This window comes from Coleofasciculus sp. C1-SOL-03 (assembly GCF_040220555.1).
Lineage (GTDB): Bacteria > Cyanobacteriota > Cyanobacteriia > Cyanobacteriales > Coleofasciculaceae > Coleofasciculus.
In genome coordinates this window covers 29,821-52,998 of the sequence record NZ_JAVJUO010000228.1, presented here as the reverse complement: position 1 = coordinate 52,998, position 23,178 = coordinate 29,821, and the positions used below count along the sequence as shown (strand labels likewise).

At 46.2% G+C, this 23,178-nt stretch carries 11 protein-coding genes; 4 read left to right on the top strand and 7 right to left on the bottom strand.

Annotated elements, in window-relative coordinates:
- The first annotated feature begins 122 nt into the window (after positions 1-122).
- A complete protein-coding gene (locus RIE73_RS34865; RefSeq protein ID WP_446405521.1) occupies positions 123-5,924 on the top strand; it encodes a GAF domain-containing protein in 5,802 nt (1,933 codons plus the stop codon).
- Positions 5,925-6,430: 506 nt separating this feature from the next.
- Here the strand turns inward: RIE73_RS34865 and RIE73_RS34860 are convergent.
- Entirely contained in the window at positions 6,431-6,988 is a 558-nt protein-coding gene (locus RIE73_RS34860; protein WP_446405520.1) for a hypothetical protein, read from the bottom strand.
- 355 nt (positions 6,989-7,343) lie between these two features.
- Between RIE73_RS34860 and RIE73_RS34855 the strand changes: the two genes are divergently transcribed.
- Positions 7,344-8,192, top strand: a complete 849-nt coding sequence (locus RIE73_RS34855; protein WP_446405519.1) for a hypothetical protein — start codon at positions 7,344-7,346, stop codon at positions 8,190-8,192.
- Between the two features lie 15 nt (positions 8,193-8,207).
- On the opposite strand, the gene RIE73_RS34850 is transcribed toward RIE73_RS34855, so the two are convergent.
- From RIE73_RS34850 to mgtE, 3 genes are all read right to left on the bottom strand, one after another.
- Entirely contained in the window at positions 8,208-8,789 is a 582-nt protein-coding gene (locus RIE73_RS34850; protein ID WP_446405518.1) for a hypothetical protein, read from the bottom strand.
- A 275-nt stretch (positions 8,790-9,064) separates the two neighbouring features.
- Positions 9,065-10,453, bottom strand: a complete 1,389-nt coding sequence (locus tag RIE73_RS34845; protein ID WP_446405535.1) for a WD40 repeat domain-containing protein — start codon at positions 10,451-10,453, stop codon at positions 9,065-9,067.
- Positions 10,454-10,880: 427 nt separating this feature from the next.
- Positions 10,881-12,281 carry a magnesium transporter gene (gene mgtE / locus RIE73_RS34840; protein ID WP_446405517.1) on the bottom strand — a complete coding sequence of 467 codons (1,401 nt, stop codon included), beginning with the start codon at positions 12,279-12,281 and terminating at the stop codon, positions 10,881-10,883.
- Positions 12,282-12,734: 453 nt separating this feature from the next.
- On the opposite strand from mgtE, the gene RIE73_RS34835 reads away from it, so the two are divergent.
- Positions 12,735-14,381: a histidine kinase dimerization/phosphoacceptor domain -containing protein gene (locus RIE73_RS34835; RefSeq protein WP_446405516.1), complete on the top strand. Its 1,647-nt coding sequence runs from the start codon at positions 12,735-12,737 to the stop codon at positions 14,379-14,381.
- Positions 14,382-14,453: 72 nt separating this feature from the next.
- On the opposite strand, the gene RIE73_RS34830 is transcribed toward RIE73_RS34835, so the two are convergent.
- Positions 14,454-14,744, bottom strand: coding sequence for a hypothetical protein (locus tag RIE73_RS34830; protein ID WP_446405515.1), 291 nt, complete (start codon positions 14,742-14,744; stop codon positions 14,454-14,456).
- A gap of 474 nt (positions 14,745-15,218) precedes the next feature.
- Here RIE73_RS34830 and RIE73_RS34825 point away from each other — a divergent pair, with 474 nt between their 5' ends.
- A complete protein-coding gene (locus RIE73_RS34825) occupies positions 15,219-16,472 on the top strand; it encodes an alkaline phosphatase PhoX (protein WP_446405514.1) in 1,254 nt (417 codons plus the stop codon).
- Between the two features lie 165 nt (positions 16,473-16,637).
- Here the strand turns inward: RIE73_RS34825 and RIE73_RS34820 are convergent, their stop codons facing one another.
- Both RIE73_RS34820 and cobN read right to left on the bottom strand, forming a co-directional pair.
- Positions 16,638-17,597, bottom strand: coding sequence for a GAF domain-containing protein (locus RIE73_RS34820; protein ID WP_446405513.1), 960 nt, complete (start codon positions 17,595-17,597; stop codon positions 16,638-16,640).
- A 950-nt stretch (positions 17,598-18,547) separates the two neighbouring features.
- On the bottom strand, positions 18,548-22,672 hold the full coding sequence (gene cobN / locus RIE73_RS34815) for a cobaltochelatase subunit CobN (protein WP_446405512.1): 4,125 nt from the start codon (positions 22,670-22,672) through the stop codon (positions 18,548-18,550).
- Between the last annotated feature and the right edge of the window lie 506 nt (positions 22,673-23,178).

Below are 23,178 nucleotides of genomic sequence, written 5' to 3'. Positions count from 1 at the left end.
GTGCAGTGTGACGGAAATAGTCCTACAGTTAATCACCAGGAGAGAGAAAAAGGATATAACATCAAGTTTACAGCCTTGGAGTCTGTTTGTCCCAGCTACAGCCTGCGCCCTACCCAATTATTATGCAGCCTGACACCACCGCCACTACCTTACCTGCTTTAGAGCATTTCATCGACGCTCATCCCCTAAGTATTAATGCTGAAGCAACCCTAGTTGAAGCGATCGCTCTGTTAAATCAAGGACAATCCTTGTCGGCGTACCCGTCTGGGCAAATTCCCCGAAAACCAGAACGTTCCCGTCGCTGCGTCTTGGTGACTGAAAACTCAGCGTTGAGGGGAATAGTCACCACACGGGACTTGATTAAGCTGATGCTAGCTGGGGTGAATTTTCCAGACACCAAGGTGGTTGATGTGATGGTGCGATCGCCTGTTACGTTAACTCTCTCTGATTCCTGTCATCTGTTTACCGCTTTATCCCTGTTCGAGAGCTATTCGATTGATCATCTCCCGGTTTTGGATGAACAGGGAAAACTCATCGGATTAATTACAGTAAATAGTATTTGTCAAGGGTTACCAGAACTGAATTGGCTCCAGTCACAATCCGTGGCGACGTCAATGACGACTCCGGGGCTACAAGTCCCCTTAACCACCTCGATTCTGGACGCGGCACAACAGCTCATCAAGACTCAGGAAGATTGTGCCGTATTGATTCAGGACACAGAAATCGGAGATGAAATTAACGGGAAAACCTTGACCCAACACCAGGCGATCGCGTCTCACTCATCCTCAGCTTATGACCATTGTTTACCTGTAGGACTAATTACAGAACAGGATTTAATCCACTGTTTACAGCTCTCTGTCTTTGGACTGGACTTGTCAAAAACACCTGTGTCTATGGTGATAAAAAAACCGCTGTTGAGTCTCCATCCGGAGGATTCCCTAAAGCAGGGACTCGAACAGATGCGGCAAGTTGGGCAAATTCCTCAATTAGTGTACCAATCTCCGGAAAATTTCCTCGGCATTTTCACCCCAACGAACATCATTAAAGCGCTGAATCCTCTGACGCTGCTGAATCAAGTTGAACAATTACAGCAAACAATTAATCAACAAGCCAACCAACTTCAGCAAACCCTGAATGACTTAAGCCAAGCGGAAACGACTGTGGAAACAAGCCATCAGCGTTTGCAGTTGATTCAGACAATAGCTAGCAAGCCCACATTGAACGGGAAAGACTGGCAAAGAGAATTGAGTGAGTTGACAGAAGCCCCCTCAGCATCCCCTTGTCTTCCCTCCTCTTCATTAGTGGAAACTCCCGGCGATCATGCAATTGAGCCGCCTCAGGTTGCCAATATCGTCAAAACCGCAACGGAACGGTTGGAATTAATTCTCCACGCCTCCCAAGATGGATTTTGGGACTGGAATATGATGACTGGGGAAATTTATTTCTCGCCCCGATGGAAAGAAATGTTGGGTTACGCCGATTGGGAATTGCCGAATGAATTGGCGTCTTGGGAGAAGGTGATTTTTGACGAAGATCGAATGGCGGCATTAAAACTGATTGAAGACTATAACAAGGGTAAGGTTTCTCGCTTCCAAACCGTCCAACGCTTCCATCATAAAAATGGCTCAACAGTTTATATTTTGTCCCGGGCAATTCATCAAAAAGATGCCGCCGGTCGAGTAATCCGTATGGTGGGAACTCATACCGATATTACCGATCGCAAACAAGCGGAGGCAACTTTACAAGCTGAATATTCCTTTAAAACCCAACTGATCGAACGGATGGGAGAAGGTGTCTGTGTCTGCCATAGTATTGACACCTATCCCTATATCCGCTTCACGGTTTGGAATCAGCAGATGGTGGAGATTACCGGGTATACCGTTGAGGAAATTAACCGTCGAGGCTGGTATCAGACATTCTATCCCGATCCGAAACAACGTAGCCAAGCCGTTAAGCGAATTGCTCAAATGCAACGGGGAGAGGATTTAGTCGCAGAGAAATGGGACATCGTTCGGGCGGATGGTAGCCACCGTATTTTATCGATCTCCACATCTAGAATTGAAACCTCAGAGAATCAGACTCATATCTTAGCCTTAATTCAAGATGTGACCGAACGCCTGCACTCGGAAACCGCGTCGCAGCAACAAGCCGAACGGGAACGGTTAATTCGAGCGATCGCACTGCGGATTCATCAGTCGTTGGAGTTGGAGACGATTCTCAACACCACGGCGGGTGAAGTACGGCACTTCCTGCAAACGGATCGGGTGCTAATTTATCGCTTCAATCCCGATTGGAGTGGCGTCGTCGCCGTGGAGTCAGTGGAGTCAGAAACGTTATCGGTGTTGGGACAAACCATTTATGACCCCTGCTTTGGCGAGAAGTCGGCGGTGCGTTACCAACAGGGTTATATTCATACCTTGGAAGATATTTACACGGCAGATATTTTACCCTGTTATCGCGACTTTTTAGCCGATCTTCAGGTCAGGGCAAACCTAGTCGTACCGATTCTCCAGGGACAAAAATTGTGGGGGTTACTGATTGCCCACCATTGTCATCATCCTCGCCATTGGCAAACCGTTGATATTGACCTACTACAGCAACTAGCCACCCAAGTCGCGATCGCGATTCAACAGTCTGAATTGTATCAGCAGTTATCCACGGAACTCATTGAACGCAAACAGGCGGAAACCGCCCTCCGACAGCAAGCTGAACGAGAACGATTAATTAGTGCGATCGCCCGTCGCATTCGCCAATCATTACACTTAACCGAAATTCTGAACACGACAGTAACGGAAGTGCGGCATTTCCTGCAAACGGATCGGGTGTTAATTTACCGTTTCAATCCCGACTGGAGTGGCGTAGTCGAAGTCGAGTCTGTCGCCGTGAAAGAGTTATCGGTATTGGGGCGCACGATTTTTGATCCCTGCTTTGGCGAGAAGTCAGCGGTGCGTTACCAAAAGGGTGATATTCATACCCTGGAGGATATCCACACGGCTAATCTGGAGTCCTGTTATCGTAACTTTCTTGCCGATTTACAGGTGAGAGCAAATTTAGTTGTGCCGATTATACAGGGACAAAAATTGTGGGGACTACTGATTGCCCACCACTGTAATCTTCCCCGACATTGGCAGCCTCAAGAGACAGAGTTACTGGTACAACTTGCCACCCAAGTTGCCATTGCGGTACAACAATCGGAACTCTATCAACAAGCCCAGGCGGATTTAAGCGAACGCAAACAAGCAGAAGCCGCCTTACAACAGCAACTCCAGCGTTCATTACTGCTTAAACAAATTACCCAAGACATTCGCCAAAGTTTAGACGCCCAACAAATTTTTCAAACTACCGCGACTCAAATTGGTCAAGCCTTTCGCGTCAACCGTTGTGTGATTCACACCTATGTGGCTTCCCCTGCGCCCCAAATCCCGTTTGTCGCCGAATATTTAGAACCGGGGTATTCCTCCATCCTCAATGTCAAGATTCCGGTGGCTAACAATCCTCACATTCAACAGGTATTAGCCGCCGATCGCGCGATCGCCTCTAACAACGTTTACGACGAGCCTTTGTTACAAAATGCCACCGTAATGTGTGACCAGGTAAACCTGAAATCCATGCTGGTTGTGCGGACATCATATAAGGAAAAACCCAATGGGGTGATTTGTCTACATCAGTGCGATCAGTATCGTCAATGGAGTAATGATGAAATTGAATTACTCGAAGCCGTTGCCGATCAAGTGGGAATTGCCCTTGCCCAAGCTGAACTCCTCGAACAAGAAAAGCACCAACGACAACAGTTAGCCGAACAAAACGTGGCGATGGAAAAAGCCAAACAGATCGCCGAAGCTGCCAACCGTGCTAAAAGCGACTTTCTGGCAACCATGAGTCATGAAATTCGCACGCCGATGAATGCGGTAATTGGCATGACAGGACTGCTGTTGGATACCCAACTGAGTCATGAACAAGCCGAATTTGCTGAAACAATCCGCAACAGTGGCGAAGCCCTGCTGACAATTATTAATGATATTCTCGACTTCTCCAAAATTGAGTCTGGCAAATTGGAGTTGGAGGAACAACCATTTAATCTGCGAACCTGTATCGAAGAATCTCTCGATCTGCTAACGCCAAAAGCCGCAGAAAAGGGCATAGAACTGGCGTATCTGTTTGATCCTCATACCCCCAACACGATTCGCGGCGATATTACCCGACTACGGCAAATTCTGGTTAATCTGCTCAGTAATGCCCTCAAGTTTACCCATCAGGGAGAAGTGACGGTTTCGGTGTCCTCTAAGCGGGTAAGTCCCCAGTCATTCGAGCAACTCTCTCACACGACTCATAAAGAACAACAGTATGAAATTTTGTTTGCGGTAAAAGATACGGGGATTGGCATTCCCCCAGATCGCTTAGATCGTTTATTTAAAGCCTTTAGTCAAGTCGATTCCTCCACCAGTCGCCACTATGGGGGGACAGGATTAGGATTAGTGATATCCAAGCGATTGAGTGAAATGATGGGGGGGAGAATTTGGGTAGAAAGTGAAGTGGGTAAGGGTTCGATCTTTTACTTCACGATTGTTGCCCCAGTTTGTCACATTGATAATCTCAGTAATTTGGATCTCCGGCAGCCTCAGCTTGAAGGTAAGCGGATGTTAATTGTGGATGATAATGCTACTAATCGCCGCATTTTAACTCTACAAGGTCAATCCTGGGGGGTGCTGACCCGTGCGGCGGAGTCGGGTGATCAGGCATTAGACTGGCTACAGCAAGGTGAGACGTTTGACTTAGCGATTCTGGATATGCACATGCCGGGAATGGATGGGGTCAATCTCGCCTCACAGATACGCCAACAGCCAAATGGTCAAGAGATTCCCCTGGTTATGTTAACCTCAATCGGCAAGCCGGAAAACACGGGTCAACTGGATGAAGCCAAGTTTGCGGCGTTTCTGACTAAGCCGATTAAGCAGTCTCAACTTTATAATGTGCTGATGGACGTATTAGTCGGTCAACCGGTGAAAGTGCGGTCAACCTGTGAGATTTCACCGACGATTGATCCGTATATGGGTGCAACTCTACCGTTACGGATTCTGTTGGCGGAGGATAATGTGGTTAACCAGCAAGTGGGTTTGCATATCCTCAGCCGTATGGGGTATCGGGCGGATGTCGCCGCCAATGGCTTAGAAGTCCTCGAAGCATTGCACCGCCAGTCTTATGATGTGGTATTAATGGATGTGCAAATGCCGGAAATGGATGGTTTGAAAGCGACTCAGCGCATCTGCCAGGAATGGTCACCGGAAAACCGTCCTTATATTATCGCGATGACAGCCAATGCTATGCGAGGCGATCGCGAAACCTGTTTGCAGGCAGGTATGGATGATTATATCAGCAAGCCGATTCGGGTCGAGGAACTGGTGCGATCGTTGCAGGGGGTGCCAAAAAAGGTACAGGAAACTCGAACTCCCCAGAAAGCAGCAGACAAAGGAGAGAGGTTGTCAGCCAAGGAACAAGGGAGCAAGCGACAAGGAAATAATCACAGTTTAGACGGACATACTGTGATTGATGCTCAAGCGTTTCAACAATTGTGCGATATGGTCAAAGATGATCAGGTCTTAATCCAAGTGATTGATAGTTTTTTAGAGGAAGGCGCTCAGTTGTTAGGGATGATGCACCAAGCACTGGATTCACAGACAACCGCACTTTCACCGGAGGCGCTAACCACTTGTCAACAGGCGGCTCACAGTCTCAAATCTACCAGTGGTACGGTTGGTGCAATTCACCTTTCTGAACTGTGTAAGCAGTTAGAGAAGATAGATATTGATGAAACGGACAATCCACTGGCATTAACGACTCATCTATTGACACAAATTGATCAGGACTATGAACAGGTAAAGGTGGCGTTACAAAGCAAACGTCAGCAATTGAAGGAAAAGTGTTGAGTGTTGACCCTTCACGATCTTCAAGGGAACCTAGTTTTGATTGTGTAGGGGCGGGTTTAGGGGTGTAGGGGCGGGTTTAGGGACTTTAGTGTAGCTATAAATGATAACGTTGAGCCAAAACCCGCCCTGCCTAAATATTGAGTGTAGCAGACATCGCATGTTATAGCAGTCGCCAAGGCGATTAGGACACAGCAAAATGCGCCAAACCTTGACCAGTCAATCTTTTCCCTTGGAGCCTTCTGCCCTCTGCCCTCTGCCTTTTGCTATAACAGCTATGGCGGTTGCTATAACGGTGAAGATCGTCATTTGTCATTTGGTCAGGGCGGGTTTTGCAGCCAAGCTAAGGAAAACCATCAATATTAGTCCCTATACCCGCCCCTACACACAGATACACCATGGTACATTTCTACATGAGTGTCCCCATCTCCCCCAGCTCGCCATAGTGCCATGGCACGTCTCTACATTGCTTCCCCAGCTTCCCCCGCTTCCCCACACCCCTCACCCCGTCAACGCCGAGAAGGTCCCGGATTGAGAAGTTGAACTTCGCTAATCCGAATCACGTAGGGATGATACTTATCTTCTTGAAAAGAACCAACCCAAACTTTATATTCCCCTGCTAACCACTGACCTGAAATTCCGGGGTTTTTGCCTTCAGCGTCATCATTACACCAACTCCCACCTGGACCTTTCACCAATAGAGTCGTATCCTCCGGGCTTTCCACTTGCAAACTGAGATAGTTGAAAAACGACGTGAGTTCTAGGATATGATCAGGCTGTTCATCAATATACCCGATACAAGAACCCGTTGGTGTTTCAGTACGCCCCGAAACATCTTCAGTTGAGACAGAACCGCCACTAATACCCCGAATAATCAACGGATCAGGTGAAAATCGTCGCCCCAGTTTTACATTTTCAAATATGGGTTGCGGTGCAGCAGATTGAGCATCAACGGCGGGAGTCATCAATAGTCCACTGGCAAATGCGGCTGTGGCAAATGCTGTTCCCCAGCGCCAGAGGCTCAAGACACTCACTGGAGAGTTGGAGAGTAAGGCGAGAGGTGACATAGTGGTAGGCTGAAAAGGGTGTCTTTTATCCATAGCTAATCGATTCCGTCTTGTGGGAATCTCTGAGAGTGGTGTTTTTGACTGTGGCACAAGGTTGTACAATTGGCAAAATGGAGGCGTGTTCTTATTGGATATTAACAGCTCGATGTAGTAGCTATGGACGCAAATGTTGCAAATTGTGTTCCGCTTCCAACTTGAGCCGTTCCTTGTATCGGAAAGTCTTGAAACATCTGGTTGGACAGATAGATGGGCAAGATGGGCAAGATGAGGGAGATGAGAGAACAAATGTCCATTGCCCATTACCCATTCCCGAAAATTATCAGATTTTTGGACACGACTCAAATAGGATTGCTATATGTCAGACAAGACGTATTTGACAAAAACTGCCGTTTTAGAAAGGGGTTGGACTAAGGGGGCTATTCGCAAGTTTTTAGGACAGGCAGATAAGACCAGTCCTAATCCGTATTCTCGAAAGAAGCCTCCCGTTCAACTTTTTGATATTCAGAGAGTGAAACAGTGTGAGGAATCCTCGGATTTTGCCGTCTGGAAAAAGAAAATTTCCAAAAGACGGCAAGCCGCTCAACAGACGGCGAAGAGAAAGAAGCAAGGGATTGAGTATGAGAAATCTTGTGTTGCCAAAGCCTGGGAGCAATTAAATCCTCTGTCTAATTTTAGAACATCAGACTGGACAGATTTCACCGGGCAGCACTTGGGCATTTTAGAGGGTGAATTAACTGACCGAGAGAAAGAGATTGCTGTAAACGCCGTTCGCAAAATGCTTAAGGCGTCTTATTGGATTCCCGTAGATTTGCTGTTTGATGCATTCAATCAATGGGGACTAGATGCTGCTAACACAGATGAGTATGCCGCTACAATTGCTGACAGCATTGCTGAATATGGATGGAAAGGAATTCCGCTTGTCAGTTTCTTTCTGAAAAACAAGATGGGACGTGTACAGTTAGATTCGGGTCATCATCGCTGGATTGCCCTAAAAAGATTGCGTGATACAGGGAAAATTGGTGCTGATTTTCGAGTCCCCGTGTTTGACCTTGATTTAATGCCTTCTTGTTTTGAGGAAAAACGTTATCGATGGGACGCAATAGAAGCCTTGTCGTATTTAGAAAATGGCGATTATGGTTTAGCCCTCAAAATCTACGGACGCGAAAATTGGATGCTAGGTCTTTGTAGTGGAATCGATTGTTAATGATTATCGGATCAATCACTGCTGAAGTTGTGATAATTCCTGTTGAATTTGGGCGATCGCACGTTCTAATTGTTCCACTCGTTCTGGGTTGACAGAAGCGGCGGTGCGATCAGGCTGGGGAAGTTGATCGATGGTCTTTTTGAGAGCTACGATAATCCCGGCTAATGTCTCAATCTGTTCTAATTCGGGACGCTGCCTGAATTTTTGATTCAATTCATCAAGTTTTGATTGTAGGGGGGCTAGAGAACCTCGTAATGCCTTTTGCTTCTCATTAATTGCCTCAACGGTAGAGACCACAGCAGACAGTTCTTCTCTAGACATCTGACTAGAGTTAGATTGTTGAAGTTGAGCGACTTCGGTACGTAAGGTTTGCAGATCTCGGCTTAAGTTATCGATGTGAGTGCGATCGCTGATTTTGCGCCGAAGCTGTTGAACAACACGACGGCGGTTAATTAGATTGAGTAACAGGGAAATTGCTAAAGGCGCTAATCCATAAATTATCTGTCCCGATATAACTGCTACTATTGCTCCCACAAATGAGGCGGCAATAGCAACAGATTCAGCGATAAAAAGCCAGTTTGTTTTGTCATTTGTCATTTGTCAAGGGAACAGGGAACAGGGAATAGGGAATAGGGAATAGGAAACGGGAATGAATACAGCCATTCGGTAATAGTCAGGGCGGGTTTAGTTACATTTATGGTTAGGTGAAAAACGATAGTCGTAAAACCCGCCCCTACACAAACCTGAAGACGTGCCATGCCCTCTTTCCGGAGTGAAGGGTCAACACTCGGTCAGGGCGGGTTTTGCAGAAACGTTACCATCAATAGCCACGCATTAAGTGCCTAAACCCGCCCCTACAGACATGCCATGGCTTATAATTGCTGCCAAAGCTTAACTGTACCATCTCGATTGCCTCCAGCTAACCACTGACCATCTGGACTGAGAGCTACAGATACCACAGAATCGGCATCGTTATTGTCCAAGACAAGCAACGGCTCATCGATTCCTAGCCACCAAATCTTAATCGTACCGTCTGCATGAGCGGCGATCGCACTTTGCCCGTTATCGCTAAAAATAATCGACATGGCGGGGGCGGAGGGACATTGCCAACTCTCTACCCGTTCAGCACTATCAAGTTGCCATACTTTTAGCGTACCATCGGTACAGGCGGCAACTAACCGACGCCCATCGGGACTTAAGGCAAGGGAGTTGATTGAACTCAGATTGTCGGTGAGACTGAAGGCTAGATCAAACGGCTGAACATGCCACAGATCAATGATGCCATCTCCGCCGCCACTGGCAAGGGTTTTGCCATTTGGACTTAAGGCGAGAGCGGATAATCGTCCGGCGTCTTGGACTAAATCCTGCACAAATTTTCCCTGATCCAATTGCCATAGCTTAATGGTTTGATCAAAGCTACCACTGATCAAAGTTTGGTTATCTGGCATAATCACCAGCGATCGCACGGAACCGTTATGACCTGTCAACGTATGGCATAATTCTCTAGTCTCTAGATGCCAGACCTTAATCGTCTGATCAAATCCCCCACTCGCCAGCCATTGACCATCAGGGCTTAAGCTAAGACAGAGAACTCCCTGTTGATGATCACTAAATGTGTGAATCAGATCCCCCGTCTCTAGATGCCATAGCTTCACAGTTTTGTCTAAACTACCACTGGCAAGAATTTGTCCATCTGAACTTATTGCCAATGCGCTCACCCAATCCTGATGTCCTTTCAGAGTGAATCGGAAGTCCCAATTGGGTAGGATTGGTTCAGGGACAAATGCACTCGAATACGCTCTCCTATCTTCTTCCCAGACGCGCCATGGCGCGTCTCTACATGCTTCCCCAGCTCCCCTAACAGGGGAAACGGATTCAGACGCGACAGGAAACAGGGATGGTTCACCCCCCGCCTCTGTATGCCAATGGGTTGGTTGTTCGGGATTGGTAGCAAAAGGGATTTGGTATTGTAGCTGATCAATATCGGCAGTGATTTGTGCGATCGCGGCTTCAAGTTGCTCAATGTGGTTGGGCAATGAGGCACTATTGAGATAATCCACAACATTCCGCAGCGATTGTTCCACGCTAACAATTCGAGCTTGAAGTTGGGCAATTTTGATCGCCCCTAATTCCGAAGCAGGGTTCTCAATTTGAGCCAGATAGTCGGGGAGTTTGGCTTGTAGAGAGGCGAGCGCTTGCTTTTGTTGTTGTTGGTATAATGATTGACTCTCTTGGGACAGTTGTCGATGCAATTGCGCCATGGCTCCCGTTAACCGATTTCGGCTGTGTTGCTCAAACCGGAGGCGATTGATCAGATTCAGCAACAGGGTAATCGACAATGGAACCGCCCCATAGATAATTTCACCAGACGCCGCTGCGACAGCCCAGCCAATGATGGAGACAGCAACAAAGATACACTCGGCAATTTTCAGACGGTGAGTTAGCATTCCCTGTCATGAGAATTCATCTATAGTTAGTCTTGGAATTATGAATTATAAAAAAACATAAGACGTAGCTTGCTTCTTTTCGGGAGCGAGTATGACCAATGACAAATGACATAAACAAATGACGAATGACAAATATAGCAGCTACCTTGACAGGTTAGGACATTCTGTACTGTTCCCTGTTCCCTGTTAAACAGTTCCCCAATCTCAACCGTTAACTCTAATTGTGTCCACCTACTTATAATTAAAGACCAAGAACCACCCTGGCAATATTAAAATAAATCAACACACCCAACACATCAACCGCCGTGGTAATAAACGGGGCTGACATCAAAGCCGGATCTAATCCCAGGGAACGGAACAGAAACGGTAACGCCGAACCCGCTACCGATGCCAGAATCGCGATCGCGACTAAACTGATACCCACAGCAACGGCAACAAAGATATCATCTCTGAGCAGATACGCCCAAACCGTTGCCACTGAGCCTAAAATTGTTCCCAGTAGCGCTCCTGCCATAGCTTCACGCCCGATCACCTGTAATGAACCCATATCTCGAATTTCGTCAGTGTTTAAACCGCGAATCACCACCGTTGACGATTGAGCGCCCACATTTCCCCCTGTACCCGTTAACAGCGGAATAAATGCCGCCAGCGCCACAACTCTTTGTAAGATGTCTGCTTGAGAGTTAATGATGGTGGCAGTCACACTGTTTGTCAGTAACAACACAAATAACCAAACCACTCGTTTGCGGGCAACGGTAATTAAGTTGGTTTGAAAGTAATTATCGCGCCCGGATTGTACCCCACCCCCCAAGGCATAAATATCTTCAGTGGTTTCTCTCTCTAAAATATCGATCACATCATCAACGGTGACAATTCCCACCAAACGATGTTCTCGATCAACAACAGGTACAGCCAGAAAGTCGTAACGTTGGATTAACCGCGCCACTTCTTCTTGATCCGTATCCGTGTGAACACAAACGGCATCACGACTCATTACTTCACCTAGAGTTTGCTCCGGTGGAGACACAACTAAATCCCGCAATGAAACGATTCCACTCAAATGTCGTTCTGCATCGGTGACATAAACGTAATAAATCGTCTCCGTGGTACTGGCTAAACTCCGAATCCGTTCCAGGGTTTCGCCCAAGGTTAAGCTTTCTTTGAGGGAAATATACTCCGGGGTCATGATTCGCCCTGCGGTATCGGCTTCATAACCGAGGAGTTGAGCAGTAGCTTGGCGTTCCTGGGGACTCAGTTGAGCCAGCAAACGGCGAACCACTTTGGCGGGCAATTCATCAAACAACCGGACTCGATCATCGGGGGACATTTTGTCCACGATGTCAAGTACCTCTTGACGTTTAAATTCCTCGATCAGCGACTGTTGGACGCTAGAGTCAAGATACTCATAAACTTCAATCGCCTCAGCTTTCGAGAGTAAGCGGAACGCGATAACCTGTAGGGCGTCGGGCAATCCTTCGATCGCGTCGGCGATGTCCACAGGTTGTACAGGAACTAATACTTGTTTAGCGCCCTGAAAATTGTCTTGTTCCAACAGCATTTGCAGTTGAGTCCGAACTAACTCTCGCAATTCGCTGCGCGATCCCGTCTGGAGGGGAATGTTGTTTTCGCTTAATTCAGACATAATCAGCCTGGATAGTTCTATACTGTGCTAGAGCCGGATTGCAAGAGTTGAATGGTGAGAGTTCTCCTTTAACCTAGGGTCATGGATGAATCACCTCAGCTAGGGTTCACTACCGATGTCCGACGGAGATGTCGATCACGGATTCTTAAGTCTTCAGTTTAACTTCAAGTGGTCTCTAGCGGTTTACTCAAGGAAGAGGGATCAGTGGTAAACTGCCCTCTAAAACTAAGCGCGATCGCAATGAAATGAGATTATGAATAGTAAAACAAACTCTCTGTTTCGGATGAAATAATGAAGTGATTTGATAACTATTTATTCAGCATACCACTTTGGCTAGAACTAATATACCGTGAGACAGAGGTGAGAACCTCTAACTCCTGATACCTGTCCAAAACCTCCCTTCATGAACTAGGATCAAATTTTTTCTGTCACATCCTTCCCCTAAGGAGAACTATGTCCGTCGATCAGCCATCCAACTCTCACCTAGAGGTTAACTCGTCTCACCCAACCCATATTACCGCATTAGGACAAGAACTCATTGAACTGCGACGCCAAGTCTCCCGACAGACATTACTCAACCAAATTGTGCAAGCGATGCGCGGTACATTAGTGTTGGAGGATATTCTCCAAACCACGGTCGATCAACTCCATGAAACACTCAATGTCAGTCGCTGTTTAATTTTTCGACCGGATGATGAGTCGCAAATGAGAGCGCATCACGTTTCTGAAGCGACCGCACAACGGAAGAGTATTTTGGGTGTCTACTGTGATTTTTATCAGTATCACCACCAGGAATTGAGCCAGGGTCAGCCTGTGGTTGTTCCGCAAATTACTCCCAATTTTCCCGATGTGTTAATCAAGGCGGCGCAGGATTGTGAAATTCGGGCTATTTTGATTGTGCCATTGCTTTATCAAAATTCCTATATGGGTGGAATTAGTCTACACCAATGCGATCAGACACGGGAATGGAACCGAGAGGATATTGAGTTTGTTCAAGCCATTGCCAATCATTGTGCGATCGCGATTCATCAAGCCCAATTGTATGCTAAGTTACAACGTGAATTGAGAGAACGTCAGCAGGTAGAAGAAGCACTCCGGCAAAGTGAAACCCGCTTCCGCACGGTGCTGAAACATGCACCCTTGGTGGTGTTTAATCAAGATCAGGAGTTACGCTACACTTGGGCTTACAATGTGGTTCCTGATGATGACGTGGATGCTATCTTGGGAAAAACCGACAGCGAACTCCTAGCCCCCCAAGAAGCACAACCCTTAATATCCATCAAGCAGCGTGTATTGACCAGTGGAATAGGAATGCGAGCGGAAGTCTCCCTCACCATTAATGGTAAACTTCGATACTATGATTTGACCGTCGAACCCTTACGCAACTCAATCGGAGACATAGAGGGAATTACCTGCGCGGCAATGGATATTAGCGATCGCAAACATATCGAGGAGCAGCTAAAAATTTCCTTACAGCAAAAGGAAGTCCTATTCCAAGAAATTCACCATCGGGTCAAAAATAACCTACAACTTGTCTCTAGTCTGCTTGATCTACAATCACAGCAAATTGATGATCCTGAGATTTTCGCCCTTTTCCAGGCAAGCCAAAGCCGAATCAAATCAATGGCTCTTATCCATGAGGAACTCTATCAATTTGAACACTTGGAGGGGATCAACTTTATCAATTATATTGAAAACCTTACTTATCACTTAATTCAAACCTATGCTATTCATCCCGAATCTATTATTCTACAACTCAATATTGATCAACGTGTAAATTTTGATTTGTCTACCGCAATTTACTGTGGATTAATCTTAAATGAACTAATTTCTAATGCATTAAAACATGCTTTTACAGGTAACAGTCATAAAGGTCATATATGGATTGATATTTATTCAAAAGACACAGAATATAAAAAAATCCAATTGATAGTGGGCAATAACAAGCCAACACCAACTGAATTAATTGATTTTAATTCACCGAAAAGCTTGGGTTTGCAATTAGTCCATGCTTTAGTAGCACAACTTCAAGGCAAGCTGGAAATAAAGAAAACGAATAATACAGTATTTGAAATTGAATTTTCACCAAAAAATATTTAGGTCGCACGATTCAAAAAAATAGTCACAAATATTTAGACACCCTACCTCCTACACTCTTACCCGATCTTTTAACTATCCTCCTTGTTCGCAAATCTCAAAAGCGTACTCTTGGGTTTCTTGCAGCTCTTGCAATATTGATGTGTCAACCGTCTGAATATCTGACTGACTTGAGCGAACTAATTGATCCTCAACTTGCTCAAATTGCTGCTGAGCTTCAACAACCGCCAATTCTGCCTCAGTGCAAGTCTGTGTGGCTAATGCATCGAATTGATTATTACATCCCGAACAGAAAATAACCAACAATAATAATCCTGTACTGAACTGAGTTTTTTTCGTAGCTGGAGTCAGAGGAGAAAATTTCATGTTCAGAGAATTAAATTCACTAGACTTACATTACTAACTACTCAGATTCATCTAGCTTTCAGGATTATCGCTATGTTTTTTTTATTGTGATTATTTAAAATCCTTAAACAAAACAGGTTTGAGTTAGGATTAACTCGACTATTACCGACAGATTAAAGAGTAGATAATGATGTCAACTGATTGTAGTGATTTCTGTTTTGATTTAATTTAAACTTAACCAAAAATTAATTGACTCTTAGCTAACCTAATCACTAAGTAGTCGGACAACAGAAAACGGTGCTGTATTAAGTTTTGCAAATAGCTCTCAAACCCTTACATAAAGGTAGCTTGCTTCTCAAGGGAGCGAGTATGACGATCTCCCCTCATGGTCAACTTTTTAGGTAAAATCTTGGTGTAACGTTTTAGGGGAAGACAGTGGCGTTATCCCGACGTAGTTTTCTGACCTTGGCAGGCGCGAGCGCCGCCGGAGCTTTTATGGTTTCCCCGTTGGAAGCCTTTTACGCCAGAGTGACCCATGGTCAATCTACTCATGGAGTGGGCTTTGGTTCCCTCGTTCCTGATCCCAGAGGTTTACTGGACTTACCAGCCGGATTTACCTATACAGCCTTCTCGAAAACCGGAGATATTATGAGCGATGGGAATCCTGTACCCGGTGATCATGATGGAATGGCAGCATTTCCCGGACCAAAAGACACCACAATCCTGGTTCGCAATCACGAACTCAGCCCGGATCAAATTAACAAGTTTGGCGTGAAGGCATCAGACTCGCACAAGTACGATCCTTTATGTTTGGGTGGAACAACAACCTTAATTGTTGACAAGAATGGGAACTTGCAGCAAGACTATGCCTCCCTAGCAGGAACGTACCGCAACTGTGCAGGTGGACCAACCCCTTGGGGTTCCTGGATTAGTTGTGAAGAGAATACCTCCACACCAGCGGGAAACAAACTCGGAGATCCGCGTAATGTCTCGAAAAAACACGGCTATAACTTTGAAGTTCCAGTTAGAGGTAGGCTGGTCAAACCTATACCGTTAGTGGCAATGGGTCGTTTTAACCACGAAGCAATAGCTGTAGACCCAGTTAGTGGATATATTTACCAAACCGAAGATAGAGGAGATAGCTGTTTTTATCGCTTCCGTCCCCAGCAACCCCGTAATCTCAAAGCAGGTGGTATTCTGGAAGCATTGGTGATTAAAGGAATGCCTACTGTTAATACCAGCACAGGTTTTTTATCGAAAAAAGGTCAGCCTTTAGCTGTGGAATGGGTCAAACTTGAGGATGTTGATCCGGTTGAGGACACCCTCCGTCAAGAAGCCCAAACTAAAGGGGCAGCTATTTTTAACCGGGGTGAAGGAGCATGGTATGGTAATGGCTTGATTTACTTTGTCTGTACCAGTGGCGGTGAAATTGGGCAAGGTCAAATTTTTGCTTACAATCCTGTTGATGACACGCTGACATTAGTGATTGAGTCAGAACGGGAAAGCGAACTGGATAATCCAGATAATATTACTGTCGCACCCTTTGGTGATCTATTCTTATGTGAAGATGGCAATGGGGAGCAATTTATTGTCGGTGTCAATGCGGCAGGCGAAATTTATAAGTTTGCTCGTAACGCGATTAACACCAGCGAATTTGCCGGAGTTTGCTTTTCCCCAGATGGGAGTAAGTTGTTCCTGAATATCCAAAATCCAGGTATTACCTTTTGTATCCAAGGGGCGTGGGGTTGAGTAGGGCTTGCTTTTATGAGAAACCGGGTTTCTCGTGAGGATGACAACGAAATATTAAGCTTTCACCCAAAGAAACCCGGTTTCTTGACCGATGTCCTAGCGCATCTCCCCCATCTCCCCCATCTCCCTCATCTCCCTCATCTCCCCCATCTCCCTCATCTCCCTCTAGAGCCGTTGGAGACTTTTCTGTAACTGTCGTTCTTGTCGCTGAAGTTGCTCGACCAATTCAACTTCTCGCAAACTACCGGGTTTAATATCTGTGGTTTCCCGGAGTTTTTGGGCAAGTTGGTAACAAAATTGACATCGTTCTAAAATCTGGAGAATCGAAGGGGCAAACTTGGCAAATAGAACTTCATCATCTCGGGTAAAACCACGAGGATCAATCTTCTTGACTAGATCATCTTCCGGTTGGTAGTTGGACTTTAATTTATTGATTAACTGCACCACTGCTACCAGATCTTGTTTCTCGTTGAGGAGGGGCCAAGCCAGAATTGTATAGGTGCGGTATCCAGTACGCTGATCTGTCCTCTTTGCCATGTCAGAACGTGGATCATCATAGACATCAAAAGGAATGTTAATCACTTTTAACGAAGAAGCAGCGAGACTAGCAATTCCTTTGTTAGCTGGAATATCAATCAACAGACTACCACCATCTCCATCCTCAGCAATTAGCGAACCCAATTCCTGTCGTTCTCGATCCAATAAAAAAATACTGGTGCGATCAGCACGAAGCAAATTCCCGACTTTGCGGGTGAGGCGACCCAATAGTTCGCAGAGTGTTTTCACCAGTGCTTGTAACGCTTGGTCAACAGCACTAATGCCATTACTGTAAGAGTAAGCCAAGAACTCACCCACTTCAATCGGCGAGTCAAAAACTAGATTCTGCTGGCTATCTAAACCAGCCACATCCTGCCAGTCCAATTCTAAGACTTGACAAAGTTCGACAAAATTTAGTCCTTTAACGGGTTGTCCCTTGAGAAAGTGATTTAGGGTGTCTAACGATAGTCCTAGGGATTCCGCCAGTTCGCGATCGCGCCCATGACTCTTATTGCGCCAAGCTTGTTTGACTTTGGGAATAGACTGGGGATGCACACTAAATGACCGAATCATTTTTCTTCGTGGCATTCCTCTCCCGTTCAATCAAAGATTATTATCGGAAAATAATGCCACGCCTCCATGTAGTTTACAAGTAGGTGACACAACGAAGTCAGCCACTGTGTTTATCGCTTACTTCGATTTAACCAGAGAAGCTGACTGGTACCCATCTGAACGGTTGGTCTGATCCTAGGTTAAAACGTTGTCTGTTCCTTTTACTACGATTTGTGTAAAATCTTTACGCTTCCAACCAGGGAACCTATCTCAGGAAAGCCCCTGACTTACTGCACTTTTGCAGACCAACGCTGAGGTTCAGAGCTACATATACAAATTTCTGGCTATAATTCTGTATTATTTGATACAATAAAAAGAGACACAAAAAAGACGCTGCCTTTCATTCAGTCCATTCAGCAACGCCCAGCATTGAGTTTTCTAATCCTATCTATACAAATGGTAGCTAACTGACCCGAAACTGTTTGCAGTTCGTGTTCCACCCGTTGAACTGTCACACCCGATGGGACAGAAATGATATAGCAGTAGACACATCGATTAGGACTTTCGGCACCATTGTAGAGACTAAAATGCAACGTCTGGAACATAAATGATGTGTCCTAACAGCCATGGCGGTTGCTATAACTTATGAGCCAATGTTTAGCTACCTAGTGTTACGTCGTAACCGTAGAAACAAAAAACGCTGCTGTGATTCAGTCCATTCAGCAACGCCTCAGTAATTGAGTTTTCTAATCCTGGTTATATCCTAACCAGGTCAAGCGAGACTGTTGTCAACCCGCATTCCACCCCTAGAAGTGTCACATCAGCTAATTCTGGATAAAGGAAAATAGGTTATAAAATTAGCTTATTGTCCAATCCCTAGTGCAGCGGGCGTAAAAATACTTGAGCAGCTTCGTAGATACGACGAAGCAGGGGGAGCAGAGGGAGCAGGGGAAGCTGGGGGAGATATTGCAGCTACCATGGGTTCCTTATAGCCTTCTGCCATCTGCCTTCGGACTTCTGCCTTCTTGTACTAGGACGTTCGGATCACTCACCGCTTCAATTACCCCTTCGGCTTGCAAGGCGATCGCTCTCAATTTCTCCAGTATCTCAGGTTTAGCCGATTGCCACAATGAGCGCTGATGTGCCTCCAGTAACCGTTCTGCCATATCCCGCATCGCCCAAGGATTCTTTTGCTGGATAAAGTCTTGCACCTGATCATCCAACAGATAAGCCTCCGTCACCCCTTGATACATATAATCTGCCACACAATTGGCTGTCGCATCATAAGCAAACAAATAATCCACCGTCGCCGCCATTTCAAACGCCCCCTTATAACCGTGGCGCATTACCCCTGCAATCCATTTGGGATTCACCACACGGGAACGGTAAACGCGGGCAATTTCCTCCTGTAGCCGTCGCACTCTGGGATTTTCCGGAATCGAATGATCGCCAAAATAGGTTTGCGGATTCTTACCTGTCAGCGCCCGCACCGAGGCGGTTAATCCCCCTTGAAACTGATAATAATCATCGGAATCGAGTAAATCATGTTCTCGATTATCCTGATTATGTAAAACGACTTGCAATTGCTTCAGGCGTTGTGCAAAGGCTTCTGGTGCTGCAACCCCCTCTTGATTTGGGGAAGATGTACCACAGTACGCATAACTACTCCAATTCATATACGCCCGCGCCAAATCCTGTTCATCACGCCAATTTTGCGCCTCAATCAATCCCTGTAACCCCGCGCCATAGGCTCCCGGTTTCGAGCCAAATATCCGATAATGCGATCGCGCCTCGGCTTCCTCTTCACTCAATCCCGCTTCACACCAGAACGCTGTCTCCTGTTTCACTTGCGCCGCCAAGGGATTATCCTCCGGGGATTCATTCAAAGCGGCAACAGCGACCACGGCATTGTAAAATAGATCAATTAAATTAGGGAAAGCATCGCGAAAAAAGCCCGAAATCCGCAGCGTCACATCTACACGCGGACGCCCTAACACCGACAGGGGCAGAATTTCAAAATCCACCACCCGACGTGACGGGCGATCCCAAATCGGTTGCACACCCAACAAAGCCAGCGCTTGCGCTAGATCATCGCCCCCGGTTCTCATGGCTGACGTTCCCCATACGGATAATGCCAGTGTTTTGGGATACTCCCCATTATCCTGGGTATAGCGTTCAATCACCGCCTCCGCCGCCTTCCGTCCCACATCCCACGCCGTTTCGGTAGGAATCGCCCGGATATCAACGGAGTAAAAATTGCGACCTGTGGGTAATACCTCCGGGCGTCCCCTCGTTGGCGCACCCGCCGCCCCACTCTCGACATAGCGCCCGTCTAATCCCTGCAACAGATGAGTGATTTCTTGGCAGGTTTGGGTTAAGGCGGGTAAAAGGCGATCGCGAATCCAGTCTAATTCCTGTTGCGTTTGTTGTCCGATCCGGGAATTAAGTGTAGAGACGTGCCATGGCGCGTCTGTAGGGGCGGGTTTAGGAACAATCTTGTCGCTATTGATAGTAACATTTGTACAAAACCCGCCCTGACTCAGTGTTGACTCTGCCTTCTGAAACCCTTCTGCCTTCTGCCCTCTGCCCTTTGCCTTGAAAGAGTCTTCTGCCTTTGATATCAGAGATTCCACCAATTGAGACGCCTGGGCTTCCAATTGCGCGATCGCCTGTCTCTTAGTCTCACCCTCTGGAATCAGGGGATCAAACTCCCATCCCCAGTCTTGCGTGATCGCACGAGTTAACCCCAAGCGTCCCCTTCCCGGATGACGGGCAATTGCCACAGTTAAGTCTCGTAATAGTCGTCCCTGGGGACACTGTCCTAATATATGTAACCCATCCCGAATTTGAGCTTCTTTTAATTCACACAGGTAGCTATCAATTTGAGTTAACAGATTCGCTTTCCCTGCTTCCCCTAGAAGGGTGGGTTTAGTCCAGCTATTCGACATCGACACAACGTTATCGATAAAACCCTCTGTTTCTCCACGTTCCACCCCATCCTCAATTCCCAAATCCTGGTACAGGTTTTCTTGGATGATCAATTGAGTAATGCGATCGCGGATAATCGGTAAGCGAGAGGGATCTAAGCTTTGCGCTTCGTAATATTCATCCACTAACCCTTCTAGCTGTTGCAAAGAACCATAGAGTTCAGCACGAGTCATCGGTGGCGTCAGGTGGTCAATAATCACAGCCTGCGATCGCCGTTTGGCTTGCGAGCCTTCCCCCGGATCATTGACAATGAATGGGTATAAGTGGGGCATTGTCCCTAAAGCGACTTCAGGATAACACGTTTCAGAGAGTGCCAAACTTTTTCCGGGTAACCATTCCAAATTTCCATGTTTACCCAGATGTACCACCGCCTGCGCCCCAAATTTCTGCCGCAGCCAATAATAAAAGGCTAAATAAGCGGGTGTTGGTTCTAAATCTGGCGCATGATAATTTAAGGTTGGGTCACTATCATAACCCCGCGATGGTTGAATTCCGACAAAAATATTACCCAATTGGATTCCCGGAATGGGAATTGTTGATGGCTGATTGTTGATTGTTGATTGTGTAGGGGCGGGTTTAGGAACTTTCTTGTTGCTATTGGTGATAACATTCGTGCAAAACTCGCCCTGATTGAGTTTTGACTCTTCGCTTCGCCTATAAGGAATCTGGTTTTGAGTTTCTTGATCCCAACGTTTACAGATGCCTTGTTGTACCGTTAACGGTAACGTATTAAAATAATCTCGATAATCTTGTTCAGATAACCCCTGCTGAACCGGACGTAATTCCCATCCTTCGGGATCATTAGTTACCCCCGTGGTTAAGCGTTGGATCAGTTCATCCCCCGTTTCGGGACTATCCTCTACTTGATACCCCGCCGCTTGCAACGCCTTGAGAATTTCCACACAGCTTGCAGGCGTATCCAGCCCCACACCATTCGCGAGGCGTCCATCTCGGTTAGGATAATTCGCTAAGATCAGGGCAATACGCCGTTCTGCTGGCGGGGTTTGGCGTAATTTTACCCAATTCGCGGCTAACTCAGCGACAAAATTAATGCGATCGCGCACCGATTCATATACCACAACATCCGTTTCCAGCAGCGGATTCCAGGTTTGCACCGCCTTGAACGAAACCGCACGAGTAATAATGCGTCCATCTACTTCTGGCAATGCTACATTCATTGCTGTATCTCTTGGGGTTAATCCCTGAAATTGTTCCTCCCATTGTTCCTTTGTCCCGCCACTAAAAATGACTTGCAGTACAGGTACATCCAAACGTTGCCATAACTCCAACCCGGGTTGTTCATTATCTGTTAATTTAGCAACGGAGAAACTTGTTGTATTCAGCAACACCTCAATTTCCGCACCATCTTTGGGTTGGAAATAGGATAATACCTCGGCTTGCACATCCGGATCACGTAACGAGGAGACAAATACTGGCACAGGATGCAACTGTTGTGCAACTAACGCTTGACAAAGTGCATCAATGGGTGATGTATTTCCCGCCAAATAATGAGCGCGATAAAACAGAATCCCCACTTTAGAGTTCGTAGTCAGCGCTTCATTTGTTTCGTCTCCCCACCCATACATTCCCACACGCGGTACAGGTTTAGGAGGCAGAGGCTCATAGCTTCCTCCCAAGCACAAATCAGCAACAAATTTCAGGGCGTTGGTACAATTCTCCACACCCCCTTCGATAAAATAGCGCCATAACTGATGAACGGCAGTTAAGGAAATGGTAGAATGGCTAATTAAATTGGGATCGGGACGATCATCTCCTGGTAATAGGATTAAGTTTGCCCCTGTTTGTTCTACAGTTGTCTGCACAACTTCCAATCCATAAGACCAGTAAGCCGATCCACCCAAAAGCCGGATAATAATAACGTCTGCCTGATTTAACACCTGTTCGGTGTAGGTGTCAATCGTTAATTCCTGCTGCAATTGCAGGAGGTTAACCGCTCGAATCGCTGGGAAATCTGGAGGTAAATGAGCCATTGACGCCGCCAAGGTTTGAATATCGGTATCAGCGGCTGTGATCAAAATGATTGGCGCAGGTGTCTGTTCAATAAAAATGACCCCTTCAGCTTGTGGGTTCCATCCTCCCGGTGTTGCAGCAATCCGATGCATAGTCTTTTTTTAGGTATTTTGCTAGGTTCAGCGTATTCATTGGGGTTGGTCGTTTATTGTATGATATTATCTAATTTTTTTATAGCCGAAACTCAGAAAATTTTTTGTTGAGGACGCTCCCAGGTTCATGAAGTACCCCAAATAAGCCTTTAGCCAAAAATAAAAGTGATTTTTGAACGGATACACGCTTAGTTTAGGGGGAGAGTTATGAAAACTGTTCCCTGTTCCCTGTTCCCTGTTCCCTGTTCCCTGTTCCCTGTTCCCTGTTCCCTGTTCCCTGTTCCCTGTTCCCTGTTCCCTGTTCCCTGTTCCCTAATCCCAACCGTTAACATTAATTGTGTCCACCTACTTACTCTTTACAAAATGATACCATGATGGATAGAGCATAAAAGGCTAGAAATTTTAAGAAAGATCTTATAAATAAATCGCTATATCTTGGATAGCATCGAATAGAGGCTCCGCTTACACCGAATCAGAGGTGAAGCATTGTCATTTGCTTAAACTAG

What these genes read in the sequence shown, in the direction of transcription:
- RIE73_RS34855 (WP_446405519.1), top strand. Translation starts at nt 7,344, where the DNA reads ATGTCAGACAAGACGTATTTGACAAAAACTGCCGTTTTAGAAAGGGGT.
- cobN (WP_446405512.1), bottom strand. Translation starts at nt 22,672, where the DNA reads ATGCATCGGATTGCTGCAACACCGGGAGGATGGAACCCACAAGCTGAA.
- RIE73_RS34820 (WP_446405513.1), bottom strand. Translation starts at nt 17,597, where the DNA reads ATGCCACGAAGAAAAATGATTCGGTCATTTAGTGTGCATCCCCAGTCT.
- RIE73_RS34865 (WP_446405521.1), top strand. Translation starts at nt 123, where the DNA reads ATGCAGCCTGACACCACCGCCACTACCTTACCTGCTTTAGAGCATTTC.
- RIE73_RS34825 (WP_446405514.1), top strand. Translation starts at nt 15,219, where the DNA reads ATGGTTTCCCCGTTGGAAGCCTTTTACGCCAGAGTGACCCATGGTCAA.
- mgtE (WP_446405517.1), bottom strand. Translation starts at nt 12,281, where the DNA reads ATGTCTGAATTAAGCGAAAACAACATTCCCCTCCAGACGGGATCGCGC.
- RIE73_RS34845 (WP_446405535.1), bottom strand. Translation starts at nt 10,453, where the DNA reads ATGGCGCAATTGCATCGACAACTGTCCCAAGAGAGTCAATCATTATAC.
- RIE73_RS34835 (WP_446405516.1), top strand. Translation starts at nt 12,735, where the DNA reads ATGTCCGTCGATCAGCCATCCAACTCTCACCTAGAGGTTAACTCGTCT.
- RIE73_RS34860 (WP_446405520.1), bottom strand. Translation starts at nt 6,988, where the DNA reads ATGTCACCTCTCGCCTTACTCTCCAACTCTCCAGTGAGTGTCTTGAGC.
- RIE73_RS34830 (WP_446405515.1), bottom strand. Translation starts at nt 14,744, where the DNA reads ATGAAATTTTCTCCTCTGACTCCAGCTACGAAAAAAACTCAGTTCAGT.
- RIE73_RS34850 (WP_446405518.1), bottom strand. Translation starts at nt 8,789, where the DNA reads ATGACAAATGACAAAACAAACTGGCTTTTTATCGCTGAATCTGTTGCT.